Below are 16,760 nucleotides of genomic sequence, written 5' to 3' on the forward strand. Positions count from 1 at the left end.
ACGCTCACGGCTGACACCCGCCGTTGTGGAGCGCGGGGCACTGCTTGTGGGGGTCGTCGATGACGAACCCGCAGAATTCGCAGACCGCTGGCTCGGCGGTGGTGGTGTCGGCGGGGGAGGATTCGGTGCTCACGCGGACCACCTCGTGGGGTGCCGCGTGGGCTGCGGAGGCTGTTTACGTGAGGTTAGTAGCGGCAGAGGCCTCCGCAATACTTTTATTTCAAATGGGGTCGGAGGGATTTGAACCCCCGATTGACTGATATCTCCGGTCGCGCCTCGGTCCTCCAGAGGGTCGTCGTCGCGGCCGATGATCAGTCGGTCGCTCGGTATATCAGTCTGGAGTTCGTCACCGGGCGGTCTGCCTCTGGAGTCAGTCGCCATACCTGGCTTGGCCACGACCCCGCTCGCGTCTCGTCGTTGGCCGGAGCACCCTAAAGGAATTTCGATTGTGTCGGGCGGTCAGTCGCGGTCGGTGTCGCTCCAGCCGCAGTCTTGGCACTTGTAGCCCGTGACGAATTCGGTGACTGACGGCATGTAGCCGACCTGGAGGACGTCGCCGCCGCAGTCGGGGCAGTCGCGGTCGGCGTCCTCGATGGCTTCGGCTTCCATGACGGAGCCGTCTTCGATGAGTTCGGCGAGCTTTTTCGGCGTGACCATGCGGCCTTCGACGACGCGGTTGCTCATGCGGGTTCCGTGGCGGCGCGGCGCCTAAAACTCGCGGGTCTCGCCGTCCGGCGGCGGAGTCCCGACCGGGTCAACTGGGTTGGTCGTGGCGGCCAGGTCGGCCGAGTCAGTTCCGGCCGGCTACAGCCACGGTGCGCGGGACGGCTGGTCGCTGCTCTGGTCGTCGTCGGCGTCGACGGGGTCGATGCCGGCGTTCGGTTCGGGAGTCGGGTCGGTCGTGTCGACTGCGGAGTCGGTCGCGGCGTCGGCTGCGGGGTCGTCGGCGCCGCCGTCGGTGGTCGCGACGCCGTCGGCGTTCGTCGGGGCGCCGGGCGGCGCGGAGTCGGGCGACGGGTCGTACGAGAAGACGGCGGTGACACAGAGCACGGCGAGCGCGACCGGCGCCTCCGTGTCGATGCCGACGTTGGCGATGGTGAGTGCGAGCGTGCCGAGCGCGACGGCGGAGCCGAACCGGAACCGGTCGATGTCGACGTGGTCGCGGAGCCGGTCGCCGGCGAGCGCGACGGCGAGCGCGAATCCGACGCCGACAGCGGCGGCCGCGGCGGCGCGCAGCAGCAGTCCGAGTTCCGGCTCGAAGATGAGCTTCGCGCCGGCCGGCTGGACGGAGGCGAGCAGCCCGAGGCCGATGATGGCGCCGGGACGCGGCAGGTACTCGCCGATTTCGGCGCTCGCGGTCTTCGCGGCGACCGCGACGATGACGAGCGCCGCGAACCGGTGGAACACGACCGGGTCGATGAACGTCCGTATCGACTGGGCGAGCGCGGCTTCGACGGCGGCGACCGGAATCAGGACGGCGCCGAGCAGCAGAATCGACAGGGCGTTCTCGCGGGGCGTCCCCTCCATCTCGGCGAGGACGACCGCGACGGTGGCGGAGCCGCCGAAGATGAGGACGCCGGTCTCGACGATGCCGAACGGGACCGTGAGCGCGCCGGCGATGACGAGCGCCGGGAAGATCCCGTCGACGAGCGGGAGCGCCATCACGGTCGCGAGCAGCCGGGTCGGGCCGCTGACGTGCCGTTCGAGCCGGAGGGCGACTGGGTGCCGTGAGGTGCTCATTTCAGCGGGCGGGGCGGGCCTCACCGGCGGCCTGACGGCGATCGGGATACGAGTCCGCGTGCGCGTGTGAGCGGAATCCGAACCCGAAGAGCCAGCAGCGGCCTTCGATTCCGAGGTTCCCCTGCGGTTTGGTCTGCCGGGTAAATGTGGAGAGCGCGGCGTCGACGCTCACCTGACCGACAGTACCGGTACCGTAGCGGGACTCGGAGTCCATACACGAAACACGTTCGACTGACACAATAAGCGTTGCGTGGGACACGGCCGCACAGCACACGAAGAACGACGGAGGGATTTAAAACTGAGGTGTCGATTTCCAACTTCTCGTCCGGAATCGGCGTCGAACAGTCGACCATCGGCACCGATTCGGGCAACCTTTGCACCGGTCGTCGGTCGCGCGCGGCTGTGACGCCGTCCCGTGCGAGAACGTGGCGTAGCCGCCGGCGCTCGCAACGTTTTTGCGGTGGGCGCAAGCACCGTTGATATGGCGAACGACGACCGACCATTCTCGCAGAAACTGGAGGTGCCGGAGGCGCTGACGTTCGACGACGTCCTGTTGCGCCCGAAAGAGAGCCGCGTCGAGCCCGACGAGGCCGACGTGTCGACGCGCGTCTCGCGGAACGTCGAACTCAACATCCCCGTGCTGTCGGCGGCGATGGACACCGTCACCGAGAGCGACCTCGCCGCCGAGATGGCGCGCGAAGGCGGCCTCGGCGTCCTCCACCGCAACATGACCGTCGAGGAGACCGCCGCGGAGGTCGAGCGCGTCAAGCGCGCCGACGAGCTCGTCATCCGGCGGGAGAGCGTCGTCACGGCCTCCCCCGACCAGACCGTCAGCGAAGTGGACACGATGATGGGCCGCGAGGGCGTCTCCGGCGCGCCCGTCGTCGACGACGACGACCGCGTGCTCGGCATCATCTCCGCGACCGACATCCGGCCGTTCCTCGAAGTCGGCGAGTCCGACGCCGTCAAGGAGGCGATGACGGACGAGGTCATCACGGCCGGCGAGGACGTCACCGCCCGGGAGGCGCTCGAACTGATGTACGACCACAAGATCGAGCGCGTCCCCGTCGTCGACGACGACGACCGGCTGGTCGGCCTCGTCACGATGCAGGGCGTCCTCGCCCGCCGCGAACACGAGAACGCCGCCCGCGACGACGACGGCGCGCTGCTCGTCGGCGTCGCCGTCGGCCCGTTCGAGGAGGAGCGCGCCGTCGCCGCCGACGAGGCCGGCGCCGACGTGCTGTTCATCGACTGCGCGCACGCGCACAACCTCAACGTCCTCGACTCGGCGCGCGCCATCAAGGACACCGTGGAGGCGGACGTCGTCGTCGGCAACGTCGGCACCCGAGAGGCCGCCGAGGCGGCCGTCGACTTCGCGGACGGCCTCAAGGTCGGCATCGGCCCCGGCTCCATCTGTACCACCCGCGTCGTCTCCGGCGCCGGCATGCCGCAGATCACGGCGGTCTCGGAGGTCGCGGACGTCGCCGCCCCCGAGGGCGTCCCGGTCATCGCGGACGGCGGCATCCGGTACTCCGGCGACGCCATCAAGGCCATCGCCGCCGGCGCCGACGCCGTCATGCTCGGCTCGTACTTCGCCGGCACCGACGAGGCGCCGGGCCGCGTCATCACGATGAACGGGAAGCGCTACAAGCAGTACCGCGGCATGGGCTCCGTCGGCGCGATGTCCGAAGGCGGCGGCGACCGCTACCTCAAGGACGCCGAGGAGGACGAGGAGTTCGTCCCCGAGGGCGTCGAGGCGGCGACGCCGTACAAGGGGCGGCTCTCCGACGAACTCCACCAGCTCGTCGGCGGCATGCGCTCCGGGATGGGGTACGTCGGCGCCGAGACGCTCCCCGGCTTCAAGGAGCGCGCCGAGTTCATCCGCGTCTCGCAGGCCGGCCAGACCGAAGGCCACCCGCACGACGTCACCATCACCGACGAAGCGCCGAACTACACCCCCGAGTAGCGCCGCGTTCGGGCCGGCCTCGGGCCGCGTCCGGTCGTGTCGAATCCGGCGTTCTGCCGCGGTTCGGTCGAGCCGTTCGCCGCCGGAGTCTCAGCCTGGTTCGGCGTCGACTGACGCCCGAATCCCCCGCGTTCCCGGCTGTCCGTCCCGGGCCGGGAGAGTCGAACGCTTTTCAGGGCGACCCGCCTACGTCCGGTAATGGCCGCGATTCCGTTCCACTACGTCGACCTGCGGGCGTTCTGCTACGCGACGGAGGACGAAAAGCGCGTAGAGGACGCGCTCCGGACGTTCCTCCCCGAGGAGTACGACGTGAAGCGCGTCGAGAACGAGGGGCACCACGGCGACCGCATCGTCGTGCTGTCCGCGCGCGTCGAGAACGCCGACGACGTCCGGCACGTCCTCTCGGTGCTCTCGGAGCTCCCCGAACTCGACCGGGTGCAGTCCGAACTCGACGAGCGCGTCGACCAGAACAACTCGCTGTTCTTGCGGCTCGACAAGCAGGCCGCGTTCGGCGGCGAGCCCCGTCTCGGCCCGGGGCTCACGCTGCGCGCGAAAGTCGAAGCGTACCCGGCGAAACACGAGGCGGCCGTGGAGAACGCCCGCGACACCCTCGAACTGCTCGCCGAAGAGGACGGACCGCGCCGCGACGCCGAGGCGTAGCGCCGGCTCGGTTCGACCCGGAGCGCCGGCTCAGTTCTTCCACTTGATGGAGCAGCCGCGGCTCGGCATGTCGTCGTGGCTCACGTCGTCGCCGGCGAGCACCGCGTCGATGGCGTCGCGGACGTAGACGTGCTCCGGTTCGTCGTCGGGGTTCAGCGCGTCGTCCAGCCGGCCGTGGTACGCCAACTCGAAGCCGTCGCCGGTGTTCCGGAACAGGAACGGGTCGGGGGTGCAGACCGCGCCGTACGCCGACGCGACGGCCTGCGACTCGTCGCGGAGGTACGCGTCGTAGTCGATGCGGCCCGACTCGACGTACTCGCGCATCTTCTCGAAGGAGTCCTCCGGGTAGGCGTCGTCGTCGTTCGGATTGATGCCGACGATGGCGCAGTCGTCGTACTCGTCGGCGAGGCGGTTCAGCAGGTCGAACTTCGCTTGCGCGTACGGGCAGTGGTTGCAGGTGAACACGACCAGCAGCGCGTCGCTGTCCGCGAAGTCGTCGAGGGAGTGCCGTTCGCCGTCGACGCCGGGCAGTTCGAACTCCGGCGCCGCGTCGCCGCGGCCGAGCTCCGAGTCGGACTCGGTCAACACCATACCGCCGTGTTCGTTCGAGCGCACGAAAACCTTCTCGCCGACCGGTCACCGGGCGCCGGTCCGGACAGTCACCCGACGGCGCCGCAGAATCACTCGCCGGCGACGAGGACGACGGCGACGGCGGCGAGCGCGATGCCGGCGAGTTTCCGCGCCGTGACGGGCTCGTCGAGCGCGACGATGCCGACGGCGGAGGAGGCGACGAAGAACATCGCGAACACCGGCGCGACCAGCGACACCGGCCCCATCGACAGCGCCCGGTAGTACGACAGGATGCCGACCGCGAGACAGAACCCGGCGGCGACGACGTAGCCGATCTTCGGGTCGTCCAGGTACGTCACCAGCCCCTCCCCGCTGACGGTGATGACCGCGAACGTCGCGACGACGAGCACGACGTTCGCGACGAGCGCCGCGACGTTGCTCGGAATCGGGTTCGTTCCGCTGGTCGCGACCCGCATCAGCGGCGCGACCATCGAGTACGACAGGAAGGCGACGACGGCCCACGGGAGGTAGTTCATCGGTTCGTGGTCCACGGCGACGACTGAAAGCCGTTCGGAGTCGGCCGGAGCCGCGCCGCACAGCCGCGCCGGACAGCGGCGTCGCACGCGGCGCGGCGTTCGCGGCGTCCCCGCCCCATGTCGACCCGGGAGTCGCGTCGGGGCCGAACAGTTGCGCCGGGCGAAACCGCTTTCCCCGGGGGCGGATACCCGGAACCATGGACGAGCAGACGCGCTCCTTGCTCGACGCCCTGGCCGCGAACGCCCGCGAGTCCGCCGCGGACCTCGCACGGCAGACCGACCTCGACGAGGCGGAGGTCGAGGCACGCCTCGACGAACTGGAGGCGGCGGGCGTCCTCCGCGGCTACGCGGCGCTCATCGACTGGGACCGGACGGACCAGCAGCGCGTCGCCGCCATCGTTGAGGTAAACGTCCAGCTCGACCGCGAGACGGACTACGACGACGTCGCACGCCGCATCGCGGAGTCCGGCTACGTCGACTCGCTCCGGCTCATGTCCGGCGACTACGACTTCGCCGTCCACGTCTCCGCCGACTCGATGGGCGAGGTGTCGCGGTTCGTCTCCGAGGAGGTCGCGCCGCTGCCGGCGGTGACGAAGACGGTGACGCACTACGTGATGGAGACGTACAAAGAGCGCGGCGTCCCGTTCACCGACGGGGACGACGACGACCGGCTCTCAGTGACGCCATGACAGGCGACCCACCGCGGCGCGCCGACGGCGCCGGCGTCGGCGAGGCGGCCGGCAGCCGGTTCACGCCCGCCGACCGCGTCACGCAGGTCGCGCCCTCGGGCATCCGGAAGTTCTTCGAGATCGCGGAGACCCGCGACGACGTCATCTCGCTGGGCGTCGGTGAGCCCGACTTCACGGCGCCGTGGCCCGCCCGGTCGGCGGCCATCCAGTCGCTCGAACGCGGCCAGACGAGCTACACCGCGAACCGCGGCACCCGCGAGCTCCGCGGCGCCATCGCCGAGCGCGTCGCCCGGTACGGCCACGACTACGACCCGGACGAGGAAATCTTGGTGACGACCGGGGCGTCCGAGGCCGTCGACCTCGCGCTGCGGGCGTTCGTCGACCCCGGCGACACCGTCGCGCTCCCCGGGCCGACGTACGTGTCGTACGAGCCGGGCGTCCGGTTCGCCGGCGGCGACCCGCTGACGGTGCCGACGTACCACGGCGACGACTGGTCGCTCACCCCGGAGGCGCTCCGCGACGCCGGCGCCGACGACGCCGACGCGCTGGTGCTGTGTTACCCGAACAACCCGACCGGCGCGACGATGTCCGCCGACGAGATGGACGCGGTCGCGGAGTTCTGCGTCGACAACGACCTGCTGGTGCTGTCGGACGAAATCTACGCGGCGCTCACCTACGGCGGCGACCACGAGTCGGTCGCGACTCGGCCCGGGATGCGCGAACGCACCGTCGTCGTCAACGGCTTCTCGAAGGCGTACGCGATGACCGGGCTCCGGCTCGGCTACGCGATGGCGCCGCCGGACGCCGTCGAGGCGATGACGAAGGTGCACCAGTACGCGATGCTGTCGGCGCCGACCACGGCCCAGCACGCCGCAGTCGCCGCCATCGAGCGCTGCGACGACGAGGTCGCGTCGATGCGCCGCGAGTACGACCGGCGGCGGCGCTACCTCACGTCCCGGCTCCGCGAACTCGGCCTCGACGTCGCGGACGCCGGCGGCGCCTTCTACGTGTTCCCGAGAATCACCGACGTCCACCCCGACGGCGACGACGAGGCGTTCGCGGAGACGCTGCTGCGGGAGGCCGGCGTCGCCGCCGTCCCCGGGTCGGCGTTCGGCGAGACCGGCGCCGGCCACCTCCGGCTGTCGTACGCGACGTCGATGGACGGCCTGAAGGAGGCGACCGCGCGGCTGGAAGCGTTCCTCGACGACCGCGGGGACTGAGGCGACGCTGCGACGGCGGCCGCGGTTCGTCCGTTCCCGGAACCGGCGCGGCGACGGCGGCCGCGGAACGCACGTCGCCGGAGCCGACGCGGAGCCGTCCGCGGCCGAACAACCGCTGACTCGATGTTCAGCGTTCCACCGGACTTACGACGACCGCCGCGTGATCTGTTCACATGGAGTTCGCGCTCAGCGACGAGCAACGACAGCTCAAAGAGGAGGTCCGGCGGTTCGCGGAGAACGAAATCGCGCCCGTCGCCGCCGAACACGACGCCGAGGAGTCCTACCCGACGGAGGTGGTGGAGAAGGCGGCCGACATGGGGCTGTTGGCGCCGCACGCGCCGGTCGAGTACGGCGGCGTCGGCTACGACGCCTTCGAACTCGCGCTCATCACGGAGGAGCTGTTCGCCGTCGACCCCGGCATCGGCCTCTGCGTCTCCTCGGCCGGCTTCGGCTCGGAGGCGCTCGTCGCGTTCGGCACCGACGAGCAGAAGGAGCGCTTCCTCCGCCCGGTCTGCGAGGGCGACGCCGTCATGGGCGCCGCCATCAGCGAGCCGCACGCCGGCTCCGACGTGTCGTCGGTGTCGACGCGCGCCGAGAAGGACGGCGACGAGTGGGTCATCAACGGCACCAAGATGTGGATCACGAACGGCTCCGTCGGCGACCACTTCGTCGTGCTCTGCGAGACGGACCCCGACCAGGACGACCGGTACCTCGGCTTCTCCCAGATCGTCGTCGAGGCGGACCGCGACGGCTTCGAGGCCGACAAGATCACCGGGAAGCTCGGCATCCGCGCGAGCGACACCGCGGAGCTGCTGTTCGACGACGTCCGCGTCCCCGAGGAGAACCTCGTCGGGTCGCGCGGCATGGGGTTCCCCCAGCAGATGCAGTTCTTCGACGAAACCCGGACCGCAGTCGCCGCACAGGGCGTCGGCATCGCCCGCGGCGCCGCCGAGCGCGCCCTCGAGTACACGCAGGAACGCGAGCAGTTCGGTCGCCCCGTCGCCGAGTTCCAGGCGGTGCAACACGAACTCGCCGAGGCGTTCACCGACCTGCGCGCCGCCCGGAACCTCACCTACGAGGCGGCGTGGAGCGTCGACAACGACGCCGAGAAGCTCACGCGGCTCGCGTCGATGGCGAAGGAGTACGCCTCCCGCGTCGCCGTCGACGTCGCCGACACCGCCGTCCAGCTACACGGCGGCGCCGGCTTCGTCAACGACCACGACGTCGAGCGGTTCTACCGCGACGCGAAGATCACGCAGATCTACGAGGGCACCACGCAGATACAGAAGAACATCATCGCCCGCGAACTGCGCGAGAACGGTCCGTAACGCCGCACGCCAGTCCTATTCGCGACCGCGATCCGGTTCGGTCGCCTCAGAAGTCGAACGTCGGGCCGCCGTCTTCGCTGTCCTCGTCGCCCTCGCTTTCTTTGTCGCCGTCTTCGCCGTCCGTCTCCGCGTCCTCGCCGTCGGCCTCCTCGGCGTCCGTGCCGATGTCGCGGAACATGCGCTCGAAGTCGCCGTGGTCGCCGAGTTCGTCGACGGTCTGGTCGAGCTCCTCGCGGAGCTCCTTCACCCGGTTTTCGAGTTCGCGGTACTCCTCGGAGTTCTCGAGCGCGGTCCGGCCCTTCTCGGACTCCAGGACGGCTTTCTTCGAGGCGATGGCGAACAGTTCCTGGACGCGGGAGTCGTACTGGCTGCGGCGCAACAGCCCCTCGACGGTGTCGACGAGCGCCTCCCGCGTCACCGGCTTGACGAGGTAGTCGTCGAACCCCATCGCGACGATGTCGAAGTCCGGCTCGACGGCGGTGACCATCGCGACGCGGCAGTCGATGCCGCGGTCGCGGACCGCGACGAGCACCTCGTCGCCCGACAGCCCCGGCATCCGTCGGTCGAGGAGGACGGCGTCGACGTCGTCGTCGAGCTGTTCGAGCGCCTCGCGGCCGCCGTAGGCGGTGCGGACTGTGTACTCGTCGCCGAGCCACGCGGCGTAGAGGTTCGCGAGGTCCGGCTCGTCCTCGACGACGAGGACGACGGGCGAGTCGGTCGACGCAGGGCCTTTCTCACTCATGATACGGCGGGGCGGCTCGTACGGTTCTGACAGACCGGGACATATCAAGATACCCCTTGGGCGTCGCTCCGACGCCGGCCCGCAGCAACCGACCTTGTTCGCTTCGCCCTTCCATCACGTGTCTCCTTCCCCTCCCGGTACGTAAATCATGTCCCTCGCCGGGTCAGTCCGTACAGAATTACCGGCACCACTGTCCGACTCCGAGACGCGTCCGCCGTCGGCCGGACGACCGCACGGTGACGACGTCGGTTCCGTTTGCGGGACGGGTCGCTGCGCGGTCGGCGGGACTGCGCCGCTGTTGCCGGTCCGCGAGGCGGCGTCGCTCCGACGGATTCGGACGGGCAGGAAAAGCGCGGTGCGGCGCTACTCTTCGTCTTCGTCGGCGGCTTCGAGCTGGTCGGCGGGGACGCCCTGCTCTTGGCCCTCCTCGAAGCTGACCGTGTAGGTGGCGTCGCCGAACATCGTCTCCATGACCTGCGTCACGGTCCCGGTTTCGCCGTCGTGTTCGCTGTGCTCGTCGTGCAGGACGACTCGGTCCTCCTTGTCGAACTCGGTCATACCTCCCGCTTTACGGCCGCCGTACAAAAGGCCGCTGAAAGGCGTCGGCACGGCCCGAGGCGCGCCCCGGCACTCCGCTCGGCACTCTGTCCGTCCGGCGGCGGAGTCCGCCGGCGTCGAAGCCTCTTTTTCCGGCCGGAACGAACCGCAACGTATGCGTCCAGTACAGCCGACCGACCACCCTCCGGCGACGCCGCCGCCATGACCGGGCTCGACGACCTCTGGTTCCTCGCGGACGAGGCGCGGCAGACAGCCGAGCGCGCCGCCCACCGCCTCGACGCGGAGTACGACGACTACCTCAGGTGGGAGCGCAGCAGGACCGTCTCGCGCGCCCGGTTCCGGACGCTCGCCGACCGCGTGAAGCGGACCGGCGCCCCGTTCGGCGCGCACACCGTCGTCTACCGGTCCGACGGCGACCTGCTTCTGGTCCGGCACGACGGCGTCGACAAGTGGGTCGTCCCCGGCGGCGGCGTCCGCGACGACGAGACGTTCCGTGAGGCCGCCGAACGCGAACTCGCCGAGGAGGCCGGCGTCGACGCGGAGTACGACGGCCTCGCCATCTGCAACCGCGTCGCCGTCGCGTGCGACGACCACGAACTGTGGGGGGTCCTCCCGGTGTTCGCCGCTGAGGCCGACCCGGACGCGACGCCGGAGGTGCGCGACCCGGACGACGAAATCTCGGCCGCGTCGTGGTTCTCGACGCTCCCGGCCGACACGCGCGACCGCGCCGACCTCCAGGCGTGGCGCGAAAAACAGGGGTTCGCGTAGCCGCGCCGCGCCGTCAGTCCGCGGTCGACGGCGCCCGGTGGAACGGCTGGGCGGCGATGGACTCGCGGAGCTCCGGCAGCGACCCGCGGCCGTGGTCGGACATCGCGGTGACGACGGCGAACACCTCCTCGCGGCTCACCTTGACGCCCTCGCCGTTGACCGCGCGTTCGGGGTGCGCCGACAGCTCCCGGAGCGTCCCGACCGACAGCAAGAACGGGATGGCCCACGCCTGCAGCGTGTTCCCGTCGACCAGCGGGACGTGTTCGAGGTACGTCTGGGCGTCGTCGAGACAGCTCCGCGCGAACGACGCGGTGCGGCCGACGACCGACGCGGCGCCGTCGCGGTGTTCCGGGTCCGTGACGGCCTCCTGCGGGACGTCCTCCTCGGCGAGCCACTCCGCGGGCAGGTAGACGTTGTTCTCCTCTTCGAAGTCGTCGTGGACGTCCTTCGCGACGTTGACGAGCTGGAGCAGCAGCCCGAACTCCTCGGCGGTCTCGGCGAGCCGGCGGGCGCGCTCGTCACGGACGTCGCCGCGGGTGAGCAGGTTCGTGATGAGGTTCCCGACGGTGCCGGCGACGTAGTAGCAGTACTCTTCGAGCTCCTCGCGGGTGCGGATGCGGAGCCCGCCGGTGTCGGCGTACCGCTCGACGAACGTCGCCATCCCGGTCGCCATCTCGCGCGCCGGCGGAACGACGGCCGCGCGGACGTCCTCGGGGAACGCCTCGAACGTCGCGAACACCCGCTCGACCTCGTCGACGGTCTCCCAGTCGGCCGAGCGGTCGTCCGCCGGCGGCAGGTGGTCGTCGATGTCGCGGCGGAAGTCGGCGGCGGTCGTGTCGTCGTCGGGGTCGAGCGCGGCGTCGTAGGTGCGCAGCAGCTCGGCCTGTTCGTCCGGCGGGATGCGGTCGGTGTCCTCGACCGTGTCGGCGATGCGGCAGACGAGGTAGCCGAGGCAGATGTACGACGACATCGGCTCGTCGAGCACGTCTACGGTCAGTGCGAACGTCCGTGAGACGCCCTGGACTGCGTCGTGACACCACGCGAGGTCGGCGCCGGGGTCGTTCACGGAGGGGCGGTCGGCGTCGGACATTCGGATGAAGGTGTCTACGGAAGCAGGGTTAAAAAGTGGTGCGGGGCGACTGTCTGTCGAGCCGCTGTCACGAACGGCGGCGTCGACGCCGACTCACCGCGTCGCTCGCCGCGTCAGCGCCGCCGCAGACGGTAGTTCAGCGAGTTGCCACCTCCGGCTGCCCGGCCCGCGGCGTTCGACCGGCCCGCCGCCGACCCACCGGAAACTCCTAATCCTGGCGGGCCGCAGACACGGACATGGATTTCGGACTGTCGACGGAGCAGCAGCAGATTCGCGACGTCGTCGCCGAGTTCGTCGACGAGGAGGTCGTCCCGCGGGCGGCCGAAATCGACGAGACCGACGAATTCCCGGCGGACCTCGTCGACCAGATGGCGGAGCTCGGCCTCATGGGGATGCCGTTCCCGGAGGAGTACGGCGGCGCCGACCTCGACTACCACAGCTACGCCATCGGGCTCGCGGAGATTTCGCGCGGCTCCGGCGGCCTCGGCACGGTCGTCGCGGCGCACACGTCCCTCGCCGGCAACATGCTGTACGCCTTCGGCGACGAGGACCAGAAACAGGAGTACCTGACGCCGCTCGCCGAAGGCGACGACGTCGGCGCGTTCGCGCTCTCGGAGGCCGGCGCCGGCTCCGACGTCCCGGCGATGGAGACGACCGCGGAGCGAGACGGCGACGAGTACGTCGTGAACGGCGGGAAGCTCTGGATTTCGAACGGCTCGGTCGCGGACACCGTGACGCTGTTCGCGAAGACCGACCCGGACGCCGGCAACAAAGGCATCTCGTCGTTCGTCGTGCGGCCCGAGGAGGACGACGGCTTCATCGTCGAAGGCACCGAGCACAAACTCGGCGACAAGGGCTGTCCGACCGCCGAACTCCGGTTCGACGACATGCGGCTCCCCGAGGACCGGCTCCTCGGCGACGAGGGCGACGGCTTCGTGCAGGCGCTCAAAACCCTGAACGGCGGCCGCATCACCATCGCCGCCCGCGGCGTCGGCATCGCCCGCGCCGCGCTGGACGCCGCCGCCGACTACGCGACCGAACGCGAGCAGTTCGGCGGCCCGATTTCGCAGTTCCAGTCCATCCAGCACAAGATCGCGGACATGGACACGAAGGTGCAGGCCGCAGAGCTGCTGATGCACAAGGCCGCGGACCTGAAGATTCGCGGGCAGCCGTTCATCAAGGAGGCCGCGCAGGCGAAACTGTACGCCTCGGAGGTGAGCCGCGAAGTCGCCAACGAAGCCATCCAGATTCACGGCGGCTACGGCTACACGAAGGACTTCCCGGTTGAGCGGTACTACCGGGACGCCAAGCTCAACGAGATATACGAGGGCACCAGCGAGATTCTGCGGAACACCATCGCGAGCGAAGTCCTCGACGAGTAGTCGGCGAACAATCACCGAGCGGTCGGTGAATCGTCTGCGAGCAGCCACGGGGCGGTCGGCGCGGCGGCGCCGCCGCGCTACTCGGAGAACTCCGCGGGCGCGTTGAGTTCGACGCTGCCGGAGAGGTCCCGCTGCGGGAACGGGATTTCAATGCCCTCCTCGTCGAACCGCTCTTTGACGTTCTTCACGTACTCGGCGCGGGTCTTCACGAAGTCGGCGCGCGACGGGTTCGCGATCCAGACGCGCGACTGCAGGCCGACGTAGCTGTCGGCGAGTTCGGTGAGCCGGACGGACGGCGCCGGGTCCGAGAGGACGTCGGGGTGGCGGTCGGCCTCCTCGACGATGATTTCGGTGGCGGCGTCGATGTCGTCGTCGTAGCCGATGCCGAACACGAACTTCAGCCGGAGCGTGTCTTTCGCGACCGGGTTCTTGATGACGCCGTCGGTGAGATGGGAGTTCGGGACGGTCAGCAGTTCGTTGTCGAAGGTGCGGACGCGCGACACCCGGAACGAGATGTCCTCGACGATGCCGGAGTTGCCGTCCCACTCGATCCAGTCGCCGATGCGGAACGGCCGGTCGGTGAAGATGAAGACGCCGGCGACGAAGTTCTTGATGACGTCCTGCAGCGCGAAGCCGATGGCGAGCGTCGCCGCCGCCGCGATGGTGGCGAGCGACTGCAGGAAGTCGCCGTAGCCCGCGAAGCCGAACGCGACGGCGACGCCGACGAACACGACGGCGACGTTCGCGACCTTCTTCAGCGGCTTTTTCGCGTGGGGCTCGAGGCCGCGGCGGTCGAGCACCCGGTCGACCAGCGGAATCACGAACGTGCGGCCGACGACGTAGAACACGACGAGGACGATGAGGAACGTGAGCGCGGCGCCGAGCACCGCGGCGATGTCCACCGGGACGCCGAGGCTCCGGAGGAACGCCGCGACCGGCTCCGACGGGTTCGCGTTCCGCGACGTCGTCGGCGTCTCCGTCGCCTGCAGCAGCACGCTCATCTGTGAACGACGGCCGTGTTACCGCGGGTCTCCACGAGGTCGGCGTCGACGCGGTCGGCGAGGTCCGCGGCGAGTTCGTCCACGTCGGTGCCGCCGCGGGCCGCCCGGAGGAACTTCACTTTCACGAGGTCGGCGTCTTTCAACTGGTCGTCGAGTTCGTCGACCACGGCGTCGACGCCGTTCTTCCCGACCCACACCGTGACGTCGAGGTCGTGTGCCCGCTTCCGCAGGTCCTGGTCTGTCATACACAGTTGTTCCGCGGGCGGCGGTTTGAAACTTTACCCTCGCCGGTCGGAGCCGCGGGGATTCGGCGTTCACGGCGGACTGCGGTCGACTGCACGTCACCGTCGCGGCGGCTGCGGCTCACGGCGACGCCGCCGAGCCGGCTCGACTCACGCGCTGCGTTCCGGCCGGTACGGGTACCGAGCGGTCGCGCCGCAGCCGCACCGAATCACGACGTGGCTTCCCTCCTGCAGCCGGACGCGGCAGTTCCGGCCGGGGACCAGAAACGCGTCACACCGGTCGCAGGTGAACCGCTCGAACCGACGCGGTACGCCGCAGCGGTGCCGCTCGGCGAGGCGGCGAGCGAGCCGAACGTACTCCTTCGCACGCTCCGGCTCCCCGCCCTTCACGGCCTCCCGCGACAGCTCCGCGAGCCGGTCGATGCGCTCCTCCGCGATGTCAGCCATCTCGTCTCTACGCGTCGGCGGCGCCGCCGGATAGCGCTTGCGGGTCGCGAGAGGCAGCTTCAAGGCGGACTCCCTCGGAGGTGTGGCCGTGTTACGTTCGTTCGACGGGACGGAACCGGACGTTGCCGAGTCGGCGTACGTCGACGACGCCGCGGTCGTCATCGGCGACGTCGTCGTTGAGGCGGACGCGAGCGTCTGGCCGAACACGTCGCTGCGCGGCGACAGCGGCCGCATCGTCGTCGGCGAGGGCGCGAACGTCCAGGACAACGCCGTGCTGCACGAGGACGCCGTCCTCGAACCGGCGGTCACGGTCGGCCACAGCGCGGTCGTCCACGCCGCCACGGTCCGCGAGGGCGCGCTCGTCGGCATGAACGCCGTCGTCCTCGACGACGCCGAGGTCGGCGAAGACGCCGTCGTCGGCGCCGGCGCCGTCGTCACCGAAGGGACCGAGGTGCCGCCGGAGACGCTCGTCGTCGGCGCGCCCGCCGAGCCGAAACTGGAGCTCGACGACCCCGCGACGCGGGCGACCGCCGAGCACTACGCCGAACTCGCCGACCGGTACGAGGCGACGTCCGAGCGGCTGGAGTGACCGACTGCGGCGCGGTGCGGCCGACGCGGGTGTACCGCGGTCGACGTGGGTACCGCGGCCGCCGCCGGCGCGTCGCCGCTGCCCGCGCCAATCCAGCAGCCTCAAGGCCGGACGACGAGAACGCCGCGGCAGACACACCGTGCGCGTCCTGAACTACCTCGAACTGGAGTCGCGGCTGGAGCGCGCCGGCATCGGGACGGCGCACGACCAGCAGGTCGAGGCGCTCCGGCGGGCGCGCGACGCCGGCGCCGACGTCGACGTCGTGGAGTCGCCGTGGCGCGGCGACGGCCCGGTTTCGGGGCTGCTCGGCGGCGTCGGCGGCGCGCTCGCCGGCGACGGCGCGCTCCGCGAGTACGACGTCGCGCACTGCAACCTCATCGGCCCGGGGAGCGTCGCGGTCGCGCGGCACGCGAAGCGGCACGGCCGGCCGCTCGTGCTGCACTGTCACGTCACGAGCGAGGACTTCCGCGAGAGCTTCCGCGGGTCGAACGCCGTCGCGCCGGCGCTCCGCCGCTACCTCCGGTGGTTCTACTCGCAGGCCGACCTCGTCCTCACGCCGTCGGAGTACACGAAGCGCCAGCTCGCAGACTACCCGGTGGACGCGCCGATTCGGGCGATGACGAACGGCGTCGACCACGGCTCTGTCGCGGGCCACGAGGCGCTCCGCGAGGAGTACCGCGACCGGTTCGACCTCGACGGGACCGTCGTGTTCGCGGTCGGCTCCGTCTTCGAGCGGAAGGGCCTCACCGCGTTCTGCCGGGTCGCCGAGCGGCTCGACCACGACTTCGTCTGGTTCGGCACCGTCGACTCCGGGCCGCAGGCGTCGCCGACGGTCCGCAAGTGGACGAGCGACCCGCCGGAGAACGTGACGTTCACCGGCTGGGTCGACGACAAACCCGGCGCGTTCGGCGCCGGCGACGTGTTCTTCTTCCCGACGAAAGAGGAGAACCAGGGCATCGTCGTGCTGGAGGCGATGGCGTGCGGGAAGGCGTGCGTCCTCCGGGACATCCCGGTGTTCCGCGAGTACTTCGAGGACGGCCACGACTGCGTGCTCTGCGAGGACGAAGACGAGTTCGCGGCGGCGCTCGACCGGCTCGCCGCAGACCCCGACGAACGCGAGCGGCTCGGCGCGAACGCCCGCGAGACGGCCGCCGAACACAGCCTCGACCGCGTCGGCGACCGCCTCGTCGACACCTACGAGGAACTGCTCGACGACGCCTGACGACCGACAC

21 protein-coding genes and 1 tRNA gene are annotated in these 16,760 nt (G+C 70.3%); 9 read left to right on the forward strand and 13 right to left on the reverse strand.

What is annotated here, in order from left to right; all coding sequences use genetic code 11:
* Positions 1-4: 4 nt before the first annotated feature.
* The 5 genes from ACQUST_RS04515 to ACQUST_RS04535 form a co-directional block, all read right to left on the reverse strand.
* Positions 5-133 carry a hypothetical protein gene (locus ACQUST_RS04515; RefSeq protein ID WP_435125465.1) on the reverse strand — a complete coding sequence of 43 codons (129 nt, stop codon included), beginning with the start codon at positions 131-133 and terminating at the stop codon, positions 5-7.
* Positions 134-225: 92 nt separating this feature from the next.
* Positions 226-402 (reverse strand) — tRNA-Trp (locus tag ACQUST_RS04520).
* 57 nt (positions 403-459) lie between these two features.
* On the reverse strand, positions 460-684 hold the full coding sequence (locus ACQUST_RS04525; RefSeq protein WP_435125467.1) for a DUF5795 family protein: 225 nt from the start codon (positions 682-684) through the stop codon (positions 460-462).
* A 120-nt stretch (positions 685-804) separates the two neighbouring features.
* A complete protein-coding gene (locus tag ACQUST_RS04530) occupies positions 805-1,740 on the reverse strand; it encodes a DUF5794 domain-containing protein (RefSeq protein ID WP_435125469.1) in 936 nt (311 codons plus the stop codon).
* 1 nt (position 1,741) lies between these two features.
* Positions 1,742-1,954, reverse strand: coding sequence for a hypothetical protein (locus tag ACQUST_RS04535; RefSeq protein WP_435125472.1), 213 nt, complete (start codon positions 1,952-1,954; stop codon positions 1,742-1,744).
* 267 nt (positions 1,955-2,221) lie between these two features.
* On the opposite strand from ACQUST_RS04535, the gene guaB reads away from it, so the two are divergent.
* Positions 2,222-3,706, forward strand: coding sequence for an IMP dehydrogenase (gene guaB, locus ACQUST_RS04540; RefSeq protein ID WP_435125473.1), 1,485 nt, complete (start codon positions 2,222-2,224; stop codon positions 3,704-3,706).
* Between the two features lie 198 nt (positions 3,707-3,904).
* On the forward strand, positions 3,905-4,366 hold the full coding sequence (locus tag ACQUST_RS04545; RefSeq protein ID WP_435125475.1) for an RNA-binding protein: 462 nt from the start codon (positions 3,905-3,907) through the stop codon (positions 4,364-4,366).
* 30 nt (positions 4,367-4,396) lie between these two features.
* On the opposite strand, the gene ACQUST_RS04550 is transcribed toward ACQUST_RS04545, so the two are convergent.
* Positions 4,397-4,957: a thioredoxin family protein gene (locus ACQUST_RS04550; protein ID WP_435125478.1), complete on the reverse strand. Its 561-nt coding sequence runs from the start codon at positions 4,955-4,957 to the stop codon at positions 4,397-4,399.
* 89 nt (positions 4,958-5,046) lie between these two features.
* Positions 5,047-5,472, reverse strand: coding sequence for an EamA family transporter (locus ACQUST_RS04555; protein ID WP_435125481.1), 426 nt, complete (start codon positions 5,470-5,472; stop codon positions 5,047-5,049).
* Positions 5,473-5,669: 197 nt separating this feature from the next.
* Between ACQUST_RS04555 and ACQUST_RS04560 the strand changes: the two genes are divergently transcribed.
* The 3 genes from ACQUST_RS04560 (at position 5,670) to ACQUST_RS04570 (ending at position 8,709) form a co-directional block, all read left to right on the forward strand.
* Positions 5,670-6,161, forward strand: coding sequence for an Lrp/AsnC family transcriptional regulator (locus ACQUST_RS04560; RefSeq protein ID WP_435125483.1), 492 nt, complete (start codon positions 5,670-5,672; stop codon positions 6,159-6,161).
* Positions 6,158-7,381 carry a pyridoxal phosphate-dependent aminotransferase gene (locus tag ACQUST_RS04565; protein WP_435125485.1) on the forward strand — a complete coding sequence of 408 codons (1,224 nt, stop codon included), beginning with the start codon at positions 6,158-6,160 and terminating at the stop codon, positions 7,379-7,381. The genes ACQUST_RS04560 and ACQUST_RS04565 overlap by 4 nt, the downstream gene beginning before the upstream one ends.
* 173 nt (positions 7,382-7,554) lie before the next feature.
* Positions 7,555-8,709: an acyl-CoA dehydrogenase family protein gene (locus ACQUST_RS04570; RefSeq protein ID WP_435125488.1), complete on the forward strand. Its 1,155-nt coding sequence runs from the start codon at positions 7,555-7,557 to the stop codon at positions 8,707-8,709.
* Positions 8,710-8,755: 46 nt separating this feature from the next.
* Here the strand turns inward: ACQUST_RS04570 and ACQUST_RS04575 are convergent, their stop codons facing one another.
* Together ACQUST_RS04575 and ACQUST_RS04580 are read right to left on the reverse strand one after the other, a co-directional pair.
* Positions 8,756-9,451: a response regulator transcription factor gene (locus tag ACQUST_RS04575; protein ID WP_435125490.1), complete on the reverse strand. Its 696-nt coding sequence runs from the start codon at positions 9,449-9,451 to the stop codon at positions 8,756-8,758.
* A 363-nt stretch (positions 9,452-9,814) separates the two neighbouring features.
* Positions 9,815-10,009, reverse strand: coding sequence for a DUF1918 domain-containing protein (locus ACQUST_RS04580; protein WP_435125493.1), 195 nt, complete (start codon positions 10,007-10,009; stop codon positions 9,815-9,817).
* 201 nt (positions 10,010-10,210) lie between these two features.
* On the opposite strand from ACQUST_RS04580, the gene ACQUST_RS04585 reads away from it, so the two are divergent.
* Entirely contained in the window at positions 10,211-10,777 is a 567-nt protein-coding gene (locus ACQUST_RS04585) for an NUDIX domain-containing protein (protein ID WP_435125496.1), read from the forward strand.
* A gap of 13 nt (positions 10,778-10,790) precedes the next feature.
* Here ACQUST_RS04585 and ACQUST_RS04590 read toward each other — a convergent pair whose 3' ends face one another.
* Positions 10,791-11,867 carry a phytoene/squalene synthase family protein gene (locus ACQUST_RS04590; RefSeq protein ID WP_435125498.1) on the reverse strand — a complete coding sequence of 359 codons (1,077 nt, stop codon included), beginning with the start codon at positions 11,865-11,867 and terminating at the stop codon, positions 10,791-10,793.
* A gap of 236 nt (positions 11,868-12,103) precedes the next feature.
* Here ACQUST_RS04590 and ACQUST_RS04595 point away from each other — a divergent pair, with 236 nt between their 5' ends.
* Positions 12,104-13,249 carry an acyl-CoA dehydrogenase gene (locus tag ACQUST_RS04595; RefSeq protein ID WP_435125500.1) on the forward strand — a complete coding sequence of 382 codons (1,146 nt, stop codon included), beginning with the start codon at positions 12,104-12,106 and terminating at the stop codon, positions 13,247-13,249.
* Between the two features lie 77 nt (positions 13,250-13,326).
* On the opposite strand, the gene ACQUST_RS04600 is transcribed toward ACQUST_RS04595, so the two are convergent.
* The 3 genes from ACQUST_RS04600 to ACQUST_RS04610 all read right to left on the reverse strand — a co-directional run bounded on the left by ACQUST_RS04600 (position 13,327) and on the right by ACQUST_RS04610 (position 14,939).
* The gene (locus tag ACQUST_RS04600; protein WP_435125503.1) at positions 13,327-14,250 is read right to left on the reverse strand and encodes a mechanosensitive ion channel family protein; all 924 of its coding nucleotides are present in this window, start codon (positions 14,248-14,250) and stop codon (positions 13,327-13,329) included.
* Positions 14,247-14,495: a YhbY family RNA-binding protein gene (locus ACQUST_RS04605; RefSeq protein ID WP_435125504.1), complete on the reverse strand. Its 249-nt coding sequence runs from the start codon at positions 14,493-14,495 to the stop codon at positions 14,247-14,249. The genes ACQUST_RS04600 and ACQUST_RS04605 overlap by 4 nt, the downstream gene beginning before the upstream one ends.
* 147 nt (positions 14,496-14,642) lie before the next feature.
* Positions 14,643-14,939, reverse strand: a complete 297-nt coding sequence (locus ACQUST_RS04610; RefSeq protein ID WP_435125506.1) for a ribonuclease P protein component 4 — start codon at positions 14,937-14,939, stop codon at positions 14,643-14,645.
* An 88-nt stretch (positions 14,940-15,027) separates the two neighbouring features.
* Between ACQUST_RS04610 and ACQUST_RS04615 the strand changes: the two genes are divergently transcribed.
* Positions 15,028-15,528: a gamma carbonic anhydrase family protein gene (locus ACQUST_RS04615; protein WP_435125509.1), complete on the forward strand. Its 501-nt coding sequence runs from the start codon at positions 15,028-15,030 to the stop codon at positions 15,526-15,528.
* A gap of 139 nt (positions 15,529-15,667) precedes the next feature.
* Positions 15,668-16,750 (forward strand): glycosyltransferase family 4 protein, encoded by a 1,083-nt coding sequence (locus ACQUST_RS04620; RefSeq protein ID WP_435125511.1) that lies wholly within the window; start codon positions 15,668-15,670, stop codon positions 16,748-16,750.
* Positions 16,751-16,760: the final 10 nt, after the last annotated feature.

Origin of the sequence: Halobaculum sp. D14 (assembly GCF_051195135.1) — an archaeon.
Lineage (GTDB): Archaea > Halobacteriota > Halobacteria > Halobacteriales > Haloferacaceae > JBNTKA01.